Genomic DNA, 13,990 nt, shown 5'->3' with positions numbered 1-13,990 from the left:
GCTCAGTCCAACAGCTCCCGGATGACTGCGTTCAATACGGCGCGCCCATCTGATGTGGCGATGAGGCGCCCGTTGCTGCGCCGAACCATGTTGATGTCGGTCAGATGATCTATGGTTTCAGAGGGAAGAGAGCGGCCAGACAAACTTTGCCACCTGTCCATATCTAGTCCCTCAGTAATTCTCATACCCATCATAAGGTATTCATTTGCCTGATCTTCAAGGGGCAACGCGCTGCGATTCTTTTCACCACTGCCTTGATTGGCGGCATCAAGCCAACGCTGGGGGTTCAGATAGGTTTCGGTCGCGTATTTCTGACCATTCAGGGTAATCCTCCCATGGGCGCCGGGGCCGATACCGACATAATCGCCGTATCGCCAGTAAATCAGGTTGTGCTGCGATTCTGCGCCAGGTCGGGCATGGTTCGAAACTTCATAGGCCGGCAAGCCATGCGCTTCGCAGATTTCCTGCGTGGCCAGATACATGTCGGCCGCACTGTCATCTTCGGGCAAGCCGCGTAACTTACCGACGGCGTATCGATCCCCAAAGGCCGTCCCGTCTTCGATCGTCAATTGATAGAGCGACAGGTGGTCGATGGCCATCGATAGCGCTTGGGTCAGTTCCTCTTGCCAGGCGTCCAGTGTCTGGTGTTGGCGCGCATAGATCAGGTCAAAGCTGACCCGGTTGAAACAGTTGCGGGCGATGTCAAAGGCGGCGCGGGCCTCTGCCGCGGTGTGGATGCGGCCCAGCCGCCTCAGGTCTTCGTCATTCATTGCCTGAATGCCCATCGAAACCCGGTTCACGCCCGCATCGCGATAGGCGGCGAACCGCCCGGCCTCGACCGAACCGGGATTGGCCTCGAGGGTGATTTCCATGTCATTGGCGGGCCGCCACAGGGCGCGGGCGGTGTCGATCACGGCGGCCACGGTTTCGGGCGCCATCAGCGACGGGGTGCCGCCGCCAAAGAAGATCGTGTTCAGAACCCGATCGGGCGTTTCGGCAGCGGATCGATGAAGCTCGGACAGATAGGAGTCAAGCCATTGTTTTTGATCAATATTTTTGGAAACATGGCTGTTGAAGTCGCAATAGGGGCATTTGGCCTCGCAAAAGGGCCAATGCACGTACAGGCCAAAGCCCCCGTTGCGCCAATCATCCGCCAAAGCAGCCTTTCACGAACATTTCCACCGCGCGACCACGATGGCTGATCTTGTTTTTTTCCCAGCGATCCATCTCGGCAAAGGTAATGTCGTAGCCGTCGGGGACAAACATCGGGTCATAGCCGAACCCATCCTTGCCGCGGATCGGCCAGACCAGATGACCGGGCGCGACGCCTTCGAACACCTCGTCGTGCCCGTCGGGCCAGGCCAGAACCAACGTGCAGCGGAATTGGGCCGTGCGGGGGTGCGGTGCGTTTTTTGCTTCGAGCTCATCATGGGCGCGGGTCATGGCCATCAGAAAATCGCGGCCATTTCCGGTTTCGGCCCAATCAGCCGTGTACACGCCCGGCGCTCCGTTCAGCGCGTCGATGGTGATCCCGGAATCGTCGGACAGGGCGGGCAGTCCGGTGGCCTGTGCGGCGGCGTGAGCCTTTATCCGGGCGTTGCCGACAAATGTGTCCTCGGTCTCTTCCGGCTCGGGCAGGTCCATCTCGGCCGCGCCCACGACCGTCACGCCAAAGGGCTCGAGCAGATGCGCCATCTCCTCAAGCTTGCCTTTGTTGTGGGTGGCGACCAGCAATCTGTCGCCGTCGAACTTGCGGGTCATGCGGTGGCGGCCTTTTGCGCGGTCGCCAGTTCGGACACGCCTTTTTCCGCCAGATCCATCAGTTGATCCATTTGGGCGCGGCTGAAGACCGAGCCTTCGGCGCTCATCTGTACTTCGATCAGTTTGCCGGATCCGGTCATGATGAAGTTGCCATCTACGCCTGCTTCGCTGTCTTCGGGGTAATCAAGGTCCAGCACCGGCTGACCTGCATAAATACCACAGGACACGGCCGCGACCGGATCAACCAGCGGGTCCGAGATCACATCGCCGGCCTTCATCAACTTGTTCACCGCCAGCCGCAGCGCGACCCAGCCGCCGGTGATCGAGGCGCAGCGGGTGCCGCCATCGGCCTGGATCACATCACAGTCCACGGTGATCTGACGCTCACCCAGAGCAACCCGATCAACGCCGGCGCGCAGGGCGCGGCCGATCAGGCGCTGGATTTCGACCGTACGGCCCCCCTGTTTGCCCGCGGCCGCCTCGCGCCGCATCCGCGTATTGGTGGCGCGGGGCAACATGCCGTATTCGGCTGTGACCCATCCCAGGCCCGAGCCCTTGATAAACGGCGGCACGCGATCTTCGATCGTGGCGGTGCACAAAACATGCGTGTCGCCCATTTTGATCAGGCAGGAACCTTCGGCATGTTTCGTGACTCCCGTCTCGATTGAAACGGCGCGCATTTCACTTAAATCTCTTCCAGAGGGTCGCATCGGAATTCCTTTGTTTGCTGGGTTGGGGATAACGCCCCGCAGCGTTACGATGCAACCCCGATTGACCTTTCATTTGCCTGCTATTTAATGACAAGCGAGCAGGGGAACACGGATGAGCGAAGCGAGCAAGATACTGGACGAGATGAACGACCGGTCACGAGAAGTGTTCCGGCTGATTGTCGAGAGCTATCTGGAAAGCGGAGAGCCCGTCGGCAGCCGTACTTTGACACGTACGTTGTCCGAAAAAGTCAGCGCCGCAACTGTCCGCAATGTGATGCAGGATCTGGAGTTTCTGGGCCTTCTGGACAGCCCCCATGTCAGCGCCGGTCGAATCCCGACGCAGCAAGGTCTGAGAATGTTTGTGGACGGATTGCTTGAGGTCGGCGACCTGGGTGCAGATGACCGGCAGAAACTGGAACAGACATTAGGCTCTAACACGGGTGATGTTGGTGGAATGCTGGACCGTGTCGGGTCTGCCTTGTCAAACGTGACACAAGGGGCCTCGCTGGTTTTGACGCCCAAGCATGAATCGGAAATCAAACATATCGAATTTGTTTCTCTGGGCCATGACCGGGCTTTGGTGGTTTTGGTTTTCTCGGACGGACATGTGGAAAACCGGCTGTTCACGCCGCCGCCCGGGCAAACTCCCAGTTCAATGCGCGAGGCCGCGAATTTCCTGAACGCACTTATCGAGGGGCGGACACTCAGCGAAGTGCGGCGGCAGATGCAGACTCAGATCGATGCGCGTAAGCAGGAAATCGACACCCTGGCGCGTGAGATGGTCGAAAGCGGAATGGCCGTTTGGGACGGAGACGGAAGCGACTCGGCCCGATTGATCGTGCGCGGGCGCGCGAATCTTTTGAACGAACCCGGTCAGGCCGAGGAACTTGACCGCATCCGCACCCTGTTCGATGACCTTGAACGCAAGCGAGACATCGCCGAATTCCTTGAATTGACCGAAGAAGGCGAGGGTGTGCGCATTTTTATCGGCTCTGAGAACAAACTTTTCTCACTTTCGGGTTCCTCTTTGGTGGTGTCTCCTTATATGAACGCTGATCGAAAGATAATCGGTGCGGTTGGGGTTATCGGACCCACCCGTCTGAACTATGGGCGGATCGTACCGATCGTGGACTATACGGCGCAACTGGTCGGCAAGCTGATATCCGACCGGAGCTAGAGGGTAAAAGATGGCAGAGCCGAAGAACGAAGATTTTCTGGACGATATCGCAACCGCCGAGGCCGAGGAACTGGCCGACGAGCTGATGGATATCAGCGAAGAAGAACTGGAACTGGACGCGCTGCGGGCCGAACGGGATGACTATAAAGACAAGTTCATGCGCGCGCTGGCGGATGCTGAAAACATGCGCAAGCGCAGCGACAAGGCGCGCCGCGATGCGGAACAGTATGGCGGGTCCAAGCTGGCCCGCGATATGCTGCCCGTCTATGACAACATGAAAAGGGCCCTTGATGCTGCGACGGATGAGCAGAAAGAAGTGGCTGCTGGTCTGCTGGAAGGCGTCGAACTGACCATGCGTGCATTGAAGGACGTGTTCCACAAGCATGGTATCGAAGTGATCACGCCCGAAGTGGGCGACCGGTTTGATCCGAACGTGCACGAGGCCATGTTCGAGGCGCCTGTTCCCGGAACCACGGCAGGAGACATCATTCAGGTGTCCGCCGAAGGTTTTATGTTGCACGATCGCCTGCTGCGTCCGGCACAGGTGGGCGTGTCGTCAACCCCGGCAAGCTGATACGCGCCCCTTGGGCGCGTGCCTTCGGCGAGAGTATTTGGGAAAAGATGAAGGGGCGGTCAGGATCTGGCCGCCTCTTTCAGTTTGTAGATCAGATCCAAGGCTTCGCGCGGGGTCAGCTCGTCCGGTAGGATCTGGTCCAGCATATCGGTGACGGGCGACGTCTTCGGGACCGGCGGCGGGGGTGGTGCGGCGGAAAACAGCGGCAGATCGTCGATCAGCGCCTTCTGCTTGCCGCCCTCGCGTTCCGTTTTCTCCAACTGGTCCAGAACCACGCGGGCGCGTTCGACCACGGATGCGGGCAGCCCGGCCAATTGCGCGACCTGCACGCCATAGGAGCGGTCGGCGGCGCCCTTGTGGACCTCGTGCAGGAATATCACCTCGCCGTCCCATTCCTTGACCGCGACGGTGGCGTTTTCGACGCCCTCCAGCTTGCCGGCCAGCGCGGTCAGCTCGTGGTAATGGGTGGCGAACAGGGCGCGGCAGCGGTTGGCGGCGTGAAGATGCTCCAGCGTGGCCCAGGCGATGGACAGGCCGTCATAGGTGGCGGTGCCACGCCCGATTTCGTCGAGGATCACCAGCGCCCGGTCATCGGCCTGGTTGAGGATGGCCGCGGTTTCCACCATCTCGACCATGAATGTCGACCGGCCCCTTGCCAGATCGTCAGAGGCGCCCACGCGGCTGAAAAGCTGGCTGACCACGCCGATATGAGCTTGCTCGGCCGGGACGTAGCTGCCCATCTGGGCCAACAGGGCGATCAGCGCATTCTGGCGCAGGAAGGTCGACTTACCGGCCATGTTGGGGCCGGTCAGCAACCAGATGGCAGCGCCGTCCTCTGCGCTTAGGTCGCAGTCATTGGCGATGAAGGCATTACCGTTTTGCTGGCGCAGCGCGTGCTCTACCACCGGATGCCGACCGCCCTGAACACTGAACGCCCGGGAGGTGTCTACCTGTGGTCTGCACCAGTTTTCTCCGCGGGCCAGATCTGCCAGCGCGGTGGTCTGATCCAGTTCGGCCAGCCCTCGGGCGGCTTGATTAAGTCGCGCAGCGAAGCTCAAAATCTCATCAGAAAGCCTTTGATAGAGCCTTTTTTCGATCTCAAGAGCCAGGTTGCCGGCGTTCAGGATGCGGGTTTCGATCTCGCTGAGCTCAACCGTGGTGAACCGCACCTGGTTGGCGGTGGTCTGGCGGTGGATATAGGTCTCGCTGAAGGGCGGGTTCAGCATCTTTTCAGCATGGGTGGCCGTGGTTTCGATGAAATAGCCCAGCACGTTGTTGTGCTTAATTTTCAGCGAGGCGATGCCGGTGTGTTCGGCGTATTTCTGCTGAAACCCGGCAATGACCGAGCGGCCTTCGTCCCGCAGGGTGCGGGCCTCGTCCAGTTCGGCGTCAAAGCCCGGCGCGATGAAGCCGCCATCGCGCGCCAGCAGCGGCGGGTCGGCGACCAGCGCCTGATCCAGCAGGTCGAGCAGATCGTCGAATCCCACAAGGTTCTGCACCGCAGTCGCCAGCAGCACCGGCAGGTCTTGATCCGCGCAGATTTCGGCAATTGCCTGCGCCTGCGACAGCCCGTTGCGGATGGCGGCCAAGTCGCGCGGGCCGCCTCTGTCCAGCGACAGGCGCGACAGGGCGCGGTCCAGATCGGGCGTCTTGCGCAAGGCTTCGCGCAGATCGGCGGTGATCAGGCTGTCCTGGGCGGCAAAATCGACCGCGTCCAGCCGCGCGTGGATGACATCCAGATTGCGCGAGGGGCTGGACAGGCGTTGTTCCAGCAGGCGCGCGCCGCCCGGGGTCACGGTGCGGTCCACCACCGCCAGCAGCGATCCGGCCCGTCCACCCGACAGGGATCGTGTCAGTTCCAGGTTCCGGCGGGTGGCCGCATCGATCTGCACGACGCGATCTTCGGATTCTTTCAGCGGCGTTTGCAAAAGGGGCAATTTGCCCTTCTGTGTGATCTCCAGGTAATCGATCAGCGCGCCCATCGCGGACACTTCGGCGCGTCCAAAGCTTCCGAACGCGTCCAGCGTGCCCACGTGAAACAACCCGCAGATGCGTTTTTCAGCCGCCGTGCTGTCAAAACTGGCCCGTCCGACAGGGGTGAGAGAAATACCCAAATCGCTGACCGGCTCATTCAGTTTTTCCTGCACGCTGTCTGCCACGATCAGTTCCGACGGGGCCAGCCGGGCCAGCTCGGGGCTCAGGCGGACCGAGGTCAGCGGCATCACGTGAAACGCCCCGGTCGAGATGTCCGCCCAGGCCAGCGCGGCCTCGTCGCGCACCTCGGCATAGGCGGCCAGAAAGTTGTGGCGGCGCGCCTCCAGCAGGGCGTCCTCGGTCAGGGTGCCGGGGGTGACAAGGCGCACCACATCGCGCTTTACCACCGATTTAGAGCCTCTTTTCTTGGCCTCGGCCGGGCTTTCCATCTGTTCGCAGACGGCGACGCGAAAGCCCTTGCGGATCAACGTCAGCAGATAGCCTTCGGCCGAATGCACCGGCACGCCGCACATCGGAATATCTTCGCCATTGTGTTTGCCGCGTTTGGTCAGGGCGATGTCCAGCGCCTCGGCGGCGTTCACGGCGTCTTCAAAGAACATCTCGTAGAAATCGCCCATGCGGTAGAACAGCAGAGCATCCGCGTGGGCTTCTTTGATTTCCAGATATTGCGCCATCATTGGCGTGACGTTGGACAAGGTTGCTCCCCTCTGGCGTATTCCGGCGCGACCTTACAAACCCGGCCCCTGCGACGAAAGGTGAAAACGTATTGTCGTTGAGACGCGCCTTTGCCTGCGCTATGAGGCAAAAGCCCAACAGATGTAAAGAAACGACATATCCGATGCCCAAAGCGAAGATCACCAAAGAAGAGGCGCTGGCCTTTCACCTCGACCCGACCCCCGGCAAGTGGGAGGTGCAGGCCACCGTCCCGATGACCACGCAGCGGGATCTGTCATTGGCCTACAGCCCGGGTGTGGCCGTCCCATGTGAAGCCATCGCCGAGGCGCCGGAAACCGCGTATGACTATACCAACAAGGGCAATCTGGTCGCTGTGATCTCGAACGGGACGGCGGTTCTGGGTCTTGGCAACCTTGGCGCGCTGGGCTCGAAACCGGTGATGGAGGGGAAATCCGTTCTGTTCAAGCGGTTCGCCGACGTGAACTCGATCGATATCGAGCTGGACACCGAAGACCCGGATGAATTCTGCCGGGCGGTGCGACTGATGGGGCCGACCTTCGGCGGCATCAACCTGGAAGACATCAAGGCGCCTGAATGTTTCATCATCGAACAGCGCCTGAAAGAAGAGATGGACATCCCCGTCTTTCACGACGACCAGCACGGCACGGCCGTGATCTGTGCGGCCGGTTTGATCAATGCGCTGCATATCTCGGGCAAGAAGATCGAGGATGTGAAGATCGTTCTGAACGGGGCCGGGGCGGCGGGGATCGCCTGTATCGAATTGCTCAAGGCGATGGGCGCGCGGCACGAAAACTGCATCGTCTGCGACACAAAGGGTGTGATCTATCAGGGCCGTACCGAGGGCATGAACCAGTGGAAATCGGCACATGCGATCACCACGGATCTGCGGACTCTGGAAGAGGCCATGAAGGGCGCGGACGTGTTTCTGGGCGTGTCGGTCAAGGGCGCGGTCACGCAGGAGATGGTCGCAAGCATGGCCGACAATCCGGTGATCTTCGCCATGGCCAACCCCGATCCGGAAATCACCCCGGAAGAGGCGCACGAGGTCCGTGTGGACGCCATCGTGGCGACCGGACGCAGCGATTATCCGAACCAGGTCAACAACGTTCTGGGCTTTCCCTATTTGTTCCGCGGCGCGCTGGACATTCACGCCCGCGCCATCAATGACGAGATGAAGATCGCCTGTGCCCATGCACTCGCCAATCTGGCGCGCGAAGATGTACCAGATGAGGTCGCGATGGCTTATGGCAAATCGCTGACCTTCGGGCGCGACTACATCATTCCCACGCCGTTTGATCCGCGCCTGATCCACCGTATCCCGCCCGCTGTTGCCAAGGCAGGAATGGATACCGGCGCGGCCCGCCGTCCGATTATCGACATGGACGCATATGAGCTGAGCCTGAAGTCCCGGATGGACCCGACCGCAAGCATCCTGCGCGGGCTGAATGCCCGGGCGCGACAGGCGCAAAGCCGCATGATTTTTGCCGAGGGCGATGATCCCCGCGTGCTGCGTGCCGCCGTCATGTACCAACGTTCAGGCTTTGGTAAGGCGCTCGTGGTCGGTCGGGCAGATGATGTTAAAGACAAACTGGAAGCCACCGGTCTTGGTGATGCTGTGCGGGAAATCGAGGTTGTGAACGCTGCCAACACCGCGCATCTCGAGACCTATTCGAATTTCCTCTATGAGCGTTTGCAGCGTAAAGGCTTTGACCGCAAGGATATTCACCGACTGGCCGCTCGGGACCGCCATGTGTTCTCATCCCTGATGCTGGCCCATGGCCACGGAGACGGGTTGGTCACAGGTGCAACACGAAAATCGGCACACGTAATTGATCGTATCAATCATGTATTCGACGCCGATGCCGCCCATGGTGCTGCCGGTGTGACGGCACTTCTGCATAAAGGCCGGATCGTTCTGATCGGCGATACACTGGTGCATGAATGGCCGGATGAAAACGATTTGGCCAACATTGCCGAACGTTCCGCTGCAGTGGCCCGACATATGGGTCTGGAGCCCCGGGTTGCTTTTGTCAGCTTCTCGACATTTGGATACCCGGTTTCGGAACGTGCCGAGAAGATGCACCGAGCGCCGGCGGTTCTGGACCAGCGCGGTGTCGATTTTGAGTATGAGGGCGAAATGACAGTGGATGTTGCCCTGAACGTGGATCAGCAAGCGGCTTATCCGTTTTCACGCCTGACTGGGCCTGCGAACATCCTGATCGTCCCCGCACGACACTCAGCGTCGATTTCGACCAAGCTGATGCAGGAAATGGGCGGTGCCACCGTGATCGGGCCGATCCTGTCGGGCGTCGACAAGCCGATTCAGATTTGCTCGACCGTCTCAACCGCGAGCGATATTCTGAACATGGCCATTCTGGCCTCGTGCGACATCGGATAAACCATGACAATCTGGAACCTTGGCTCGATCAACGCGGATATGGTTTATGACCTGCCGCATCTGCCTGCGCCAGGGGAAACTCTGGCCGCCCACGGGCTGGACCGGTTCCTTGGCGGGAAAGGTGCCAATATGTCGGTGGCGGCTGCGCGGGCCGGATCACGCGTCAGCCATATTGGCGCCGTTGGGCATGATGGGCGCTGGGCGAAGGATCGACTGACGGAATATGGCGTGGACACACGCTATATCTCTGAGGTGGATCTTCCGACGGGGCACGCGATCATTGCGGTGGACGCCGAGGGTGAGAACCTGATCATCCTCTATCCGGGGGCCAACCATGCCTTGGATGTCAGCCATCTGGGGCGGGCTCTGTCATCGGCAAGCACCGGTGATCTGCTGATCTTGCAGAATGAAACCAACGCACAGGTCGAAGCCGCGCAATTCGGGCGCAAACTTGGATTGACCGTGTGTTATGCCGCCGCGCCGTTTCAGGCACAGGCGGTTCAGGCGGTTCTGCCCTATCTGGATTTCCTGATTCTGAACGAGATCGAGGCCGAACAATTGCGGCAGGAAACCGGGATGGGTGCGGCTGATCTGCCCGTGCGGCATGTCATTGTCACGCTGGGCTCAAAAGGGGCACGGTATTTGCAGCAGGGCAATGACCCGGTAGAATTTTCGGCTCACAAGGTGCAGGCCGTGGATACCACCGGGGCAGGTGATACTTTTACCGGTTACGTGCTGGCTGGAATGGATCGGGGAATGCCGATGGAACAGGCCATTCTGCAAGCGAACCGCGCCGCTGCCTTGATGGTCACGCGGCACGGGACTGCGGATGTCATTCCCGATCTGAGAGAAGTGCGCGACGCGACCTTCGATTAAGAACCGGCAAAAGGCGCATCTGAACCCCAAAGCTGTTTGACACGCGCGTCACGGCCACAGGCTTTGCGATATGCTTTATAGGCGTTTTGCTGACGTTTGGGCCCAAAGCGGGTAAAGATCAGCTTGTTCCCTTTGTAGTAATCCTGATGATAGGCCTCGGCAGGGTAAAACGTGCCCGCGTTCAGGATCGGGGTGACCACCTTTTGGCCCAATGCCCGTTCTGCGTCTTTCTTTGCCTGTTCCGCCAACGCCTTTTCGCCCGCGTTAGAGACGAAAATTGCGGTTCGATAGCTGTCGCCCCGGTCGCAGAACTGACCACCGGCATCCGTGGGGTCAACCGAGCGGAAGAACATGTTCAGAAGCGTTTCACGTGACACCCAGGCCGGATCGAAAGTGATCTGAACCGCTTCATAATGGCCGGTTCCACCTTTGGAGACCTGATCATAGGTGGGGTTGGCCGATTTGCCGCCGGTATAGCCCGACACGGCCCCAATAACGCCCGGCACCGATTCAAAATCGGACTCGACACACCAAAAACAGCCACCCGCAACTGTCAGTGTTTCGGTCCCTGCCGCGGGGGCGGGCAGAGCGCGTAACATCGCAGCCAACGTGATCAGGGTGAAAAGGATGGCCGTTTTAAAGGCTTCCAGATAAGCGGTTCGTGACATGTCGGGTCTCCTTTCGGCACCAAGGTGACCCGAACCCGAATGACATTCAATTGCCTGACATCTGATGTCACGGGCTGGTGAGGCAAGTTTATCGGCGGCGGATTTCGGAGAAACAGCTTGCGCAGGCCGTCTTGGCGGTTGGATAGGGCGCCCCGGCGAGGCGGAATTCCGCGGTGAACCTGCCTTCGGCTTAACCCAGAAGCTGCCCCAGTTTCATCGCAACGCCCATATTGCCCGAGATTTTGAGCTTGCCCAAAGCGACACCTGTCATGGGGTTCAGTTTTCCGGTCAGAAGCTTGGTCAGGTTGTCCTGCGAGATGCGGATCGTGCAATCCGTTTCCTGGTCCTGTGTCGATGCCTGACTGTCGGCCAGAACAATAACGCCGTCCTCGCCACAATCGAATTTCAACGAGCCGTCAAAGGTTTTGCCGTTCAGGCCTTTTTGAATTTCGTCGGCGATATGCTGAAGCATCCGGGTTCCTTTCGCAGTTTCCGAATGCGTAAAACGTCAGGTATCGAACAGGCAAGGCTGACCCGACTGGAACTTCCGATCACGATGCGCCAAGGCTCTGAACGGTTCGCGCGCAAGGCTCGCCATCGTAGAAAGCGTCAAGAATTGCCTGAAACTCGGCCGGAGCATCTGCCACCGAGGAAAACAATGTCATTGAAGAGCGAAGCTTTTTCGCGTCAACCCCACCCAGAATGTCGCTGACGTCGCGCCCCTGATGCAGCAACATCAACGAGGCCGCTTGCGTCAGACGGTGGCGCAGTACCGGGTGGTTCAGATAGCGCGTGGCTTCATCCAGATCTTCGATGCCGTAAAGCTGCGCCATATGGGACTGGCCCAGCTCGGCCAGTTGCGGAAACACGAACCACATCCAGTGGCTGGTCTTCTGCCCCTGTTCCAGTTCGCGCAGGACATCGGCCCAGACCGTGTCCTGCGCTTCGATGAACATTTCCAGTTCGTCGTTCAGACCGTCATCTTCGGTCACTTGGACAACCGCTTGTCGCGCGCGGCCAGCAGTTTCAGCCGCAACGCGTTCAGTTGGATGAAGCCCGCGGCGTCTTTCTGATCATAGGCACCCGCGTCTTCTTCGAAGGTCACATGCGCCTCGGAATACAGCGAGTGATCCGACCAGCGGCCCACGGTCGAGGCCAGACCCTTGTACAGCTTCACGCGGACGGTGCCGGTGACGTGTTCCTGGCTCTTGTCGATGGCAGCTTGCAGCATTTCACGTTCAGGCGAGTACCAGAAGCCGTTGTAGATCAGTTCCGCATATTGCGGCATCAACTGGTCCTTCAGATGCATCGCGCCGCGGTCCATGGTGATGGATTCGATGCCGCGATGCGCCTCAAGCAGGATGGTGCCGCCGGGAGTTTCGTAGATACCGCGCGACTTCATACCGACAAAGCGACCTTCAACAAGGTCCAGACGGCCGATGCCGTGCTTGCCGCCATATTCGTTCAGCTTGGTCAGGATGGTCGCGGGGCTCATCGCCTCGCCATTGATGCTGACCGCGTCGCCTTTTTCAAAGCCGATCTCGATGAATTCGGGCTGATCGGGCGCGTCCTCGGGGTGGACGGTGCGCTGATAGACATAGTCGGGCGCCATATCGGCGGGGTCTTCCAGAACCTTGCCCTCGGACGAGGTGTGCAGCAGGTTGGCATCGACCGAGAAGGGGGCTTCGCCGCGTTTGTCCTTGGCGATCGGAATCTGGTTCTGTTCGGCGAATTCCAGCAGCTTGGTGCGGCTTGTCAGATCCCACTCGCGCCAGGGTGCAATCACTTTGATGTCGGGGTTCAGCGCATAGGCCGCCAGCTCGAACCGCACCTGATCGTTGCCCTTGCCGGTCGCACCATGCGCCACGGCGTCAGCGCCGGTTGCCTCGGCGATTTCGACCAGACGTTTCGAAATCAGGGGGCGAGCGATGGACGTGCCCAGCAGGTACAGACCTTCGTACTGCGCGTTGGCGCGGAACATCGGGAAGACGAAATCGCGCACGAATTCCTCGCGGATATCCTCGATATAGATGTTCTCGGGCTTGATCCCCAGCAGCTCGGCCTTTTTGCGGGCGGGCTCCAGCTCTTCACCCTGACCCAAATCGGCGGTGAAGGTTACAACTTCACAACCATATTCGGTCTGCAGCCATTTTAGGATGATCGAGGTATCAAGGCCACCGGAATAGGCCAGAACAACTTTCTTGGGCGCGGACATCTGACTTCCCTTTATGCGTAGAACGATTGGCCCCTAGCGGGTTTTACGCGCGGGGGCAAGTTGTGAGGATTGACGCAGTACCTGAATTGGGGTGAAACGGGTGCAGAGAATAACAAGCATTGGTTGAAGGGGCGGTTTCAAATGTTGGGATGGCAGATTTTCTTGCATTCTGTGCGGATGGTATTTGGAAACATCAAGCAGGTGCTGCAGATTACGGTTGGCCCTGCTCTTATTGCGACGATCATCATCGTGGGCGTGTTCTTGGCGCTTGGTATTCCGCTTGAGGCGCTTGAAGACAATGCAGGCGCGTTGCCGTCAGGTGCAACTGCAGGTTCAGCCTTTGTTTTTGTGGTCGTTTTGCTGGCGGTAATGTCCGTCACGATGTTCTGGATTGCGGTGTCATGGCACCGCTTCATCCTGATGGAAGAGTATCCCACGGGAATACTCCCGACATTCCGCTTCGACAGGATTCTTGCCTATTTCGGTCGTTTTCTGATGTTGGGGATTTTGATGGTGATCGCGTATATCCCCATGGGTCTGGTCGCTGCAGCACTAGGCGAAAGCCTTGCGGTGCTTTCGACCATTCTGGTGATTGTTTACACCGTTTTTCTGGTCGTGTGCTTCTATCGCCTGTCAATTATTCTGCCCGCGGCGGCGATAGGAAATCCCATATCGATCGGTGAGGCATGGAACAACACATCCGGGGTCAGCGGTGCAATCTTGTTGCTGCTACTCGTCGCCCTCCTGTTCCAGATTCTGGTGCAGCTGGCTTTCACCCTTCTGGCAATAATACCGGTGCTGGGCGTATTGCTGACCGTGTTCTTCGGTACGCTCATTCTGCCGATGATCAATGTCAGTATCCTGACCACGATGTACGGAATCTTCATCGAAAAACGCGAACTGTCCTGAGCGGCGTACAC

Annotated in this window: 13 protein-coding genes; 5 read left to right on the top strand and 8 right to left on the bottom strand. The window is 59.2% G+C overall.

The window, feature by feature from the left end:
* Positions 1-2 precede the first annotated feature (2 nt).
* Genes hemW through rph form a run of 3 tightly spaced genes read right to left on the bottom strand, consistent with a single transcriptional unit; the run spans position 3 to position 2,471 of the window.
* Positions 3-1,157, bottom strand: a complete 1,155-nt coding sequence (gene hemW, locus FIU92_RS16235; RefSeq protein ID WP_152459607.1) for a radical SAM family heme chaperone HemW — start codon at positions 1,155-1,157, stop codon at positions 3-5.
* Positions 1,147-1,761, bottom strand: a complete 615-nt coding sequence (gene rdgB / locus FIU92_RS16230) for an RdgB/HAM1 family non-canonical purine NTP pyrophosphatase (protein ID WP_152459606.1) — start codon at positions 1,759-1,761, stop codon at positions 1,147-1,149. The genes hemW and rdgB overlap by 11 nt, the downstream gene beginning before the upstream one ends.
* Positions 1,758-2,471, bottom strand: coding sequence for a ribonuclease PH (rph, locus tag FIU92_RS16225; RefSeq protein ID WP_152459605.1), 714 nt, complete (start codon positions 2,469-2,471; stop codon positions 1,758-1,760). Before rph ends, rdgB begins: the two co-directional genes overlap by 4 nt.
* Positions 2,472-2,583: 112 nt before the next feature.
* On the opposite strand from rph, the gene hrcA reads away from it, so the two are divergent.
* Both hrcA and FIU92_RS16215 read left to right on the top strand, forming a co-directional pair.
* Complete coding sequence (gene hrcA / locus FIU92_RS16220; protein ID WP_152459604.1) at positions 2,584-3,648, top strand: heat-inducible transcriptional repressor HrcA; 1,065 nt, start codon at positions 2,584-2,586, stop codon at positions 3,646-3,648.
* 10 nt (positions 3,649-3,658) lie between these two features.
* Positions 3,659-4,222 (top strand): nucleotide exchange factor GrpE, encoded by a 564-nt coding sequence (locus tag FIU92_RS16215; protein ID WP_152459603.1) that lies wholly within the window; start codon positions 3,659-3,661, stop codon positions 4,220-4,222.
* A 59-nt stretch (positions 4,223-4,281) separates the two neighbouring features.
* Here FIU92_RS16215 and mutS read toward each other — a convergent pair whose 3' ends face one another.
* Positions 4,282-6,894, bottom strand: a complete 2,613-nt coding sequence (gene mutS, locus FIU92_RS16210) for a DNA mismatch repair protein MutS (protein ID WP_152459941.1) — start codon at positions 6,892-6,894, stop codon at positions 4,282-4,284.
* Between the two features lie 161 nt (positions 6,895-7,055).
* On the opposite strand from mutS, the gene FIU92_RS16205 reads away from it, so the two are divergent.
* The gene (locus FIU92_RS16205; RefSeq protein WP_152459602.1) at positions 7,056-9,311 is read left to right on the top strand and encodes an NADP-dependent malic enzyme; all 2,256 of its coding nucleotides are present in this window, start codon (positions 7,056-7,058) and stop codon (positions 9,309-9,311) included.
* Positions 9,312-9,314: 3 nt separating this feature from the next.
* Positions 9,315-10,187: a ribokinase gene (locus tag FIU92_RS16200; protein ID WP_152459601.1), complete on the top strand. Its 873-nt coding sequence runs from the start codon at positions 9,315-9,317 to the stop codon at positions 10,185-10,187.
* Here FIU92_RS16200 and msrA read toward each other — a convergent pair.
* From msrA to FIU92_RS16180, 4 genes are all read right to left on the bottom strand, one after another.
* Entirely contained in the window at positions 10,184-10,855 is a 672-nt protein-coding gene (msrA, locus tag FIU92_RS16195) for a peptide-methionine (S)-S-oxide reductase MsrA (RefSeq protein ID WP_152459600.1), read from the bottom strand. The two genes, FIU92_RS16200 and msrA, sit on opposite strands and share 4 nt — an antisense overlap.
* Before the next feature lie 190 nt (positions 10,856-11,045).
* Positions 11,046-11,327 (bottom strand): SCP2 sterol-binding domain-containing protein, encoded by a 282-nt coding sequence (locus tag FIU92_RS16190; protein WP_152459599.1) that lies wholly within the window; start codon positions 11,325-11,327, stop codon positions 11,046-11,048.
* Positions 11,328-11,406: 79 nt separating this feature from the next.
* Positions 11,407-11,811, bottom strand: coding sequence for a DUF1810 domain-containing protein (locus tag FIU92_RS16185; RefSeq protein ID WP_152459940.1), 405 nt, complete (start codon positions 11,809-11,811; stop codon positions 11,407-11,409).
* Positions 11,812-11,843: 32 nt separating this feature from the next.
* Positions 11,844-13,070 (bottom strand): argininosuccinate synthase, encoded by a 1,227-nt coding sequence (locus FIU92_RS16180; RefSeq protein ID WP_152459598.1) that lies wholly within the window; start codon positions 13,068-13,070, stop codon positions 11,844-11,846.
* Between the two features lie 201 nt (positions 13,071-13,271).
* Here FIU92_RS16180 and FIU92_RS16175 point away from each other — a divergent pair, with 201 nt between their 5' ends.
* Positions 13,272-13,979, top strand: a complete 708-nt coding sequence (locus tag FIU92_RS16175) for a hypothetical protein (protein WP_254705322.1) — start codon at positions 13,272-13,274, stop codon at positions 13,977-13,979.
* The last annotated feature ends 11 nt before the right edge of the window (positions 13,980-13,990 follow it).

The organism is Ruegeria sp. THAF33 (assembly GCF_009363615.1).
In the GTDB taxonomy this organism is placed as follows: Bacteria; Pseudomonadota; Alphaproteobacteria; order Rhodobacterales; family Rhodobacteraceae; genus Ruegeria.
This window is presented reverse-complemented; position numbering and strand designations above follow the sequence as displayed.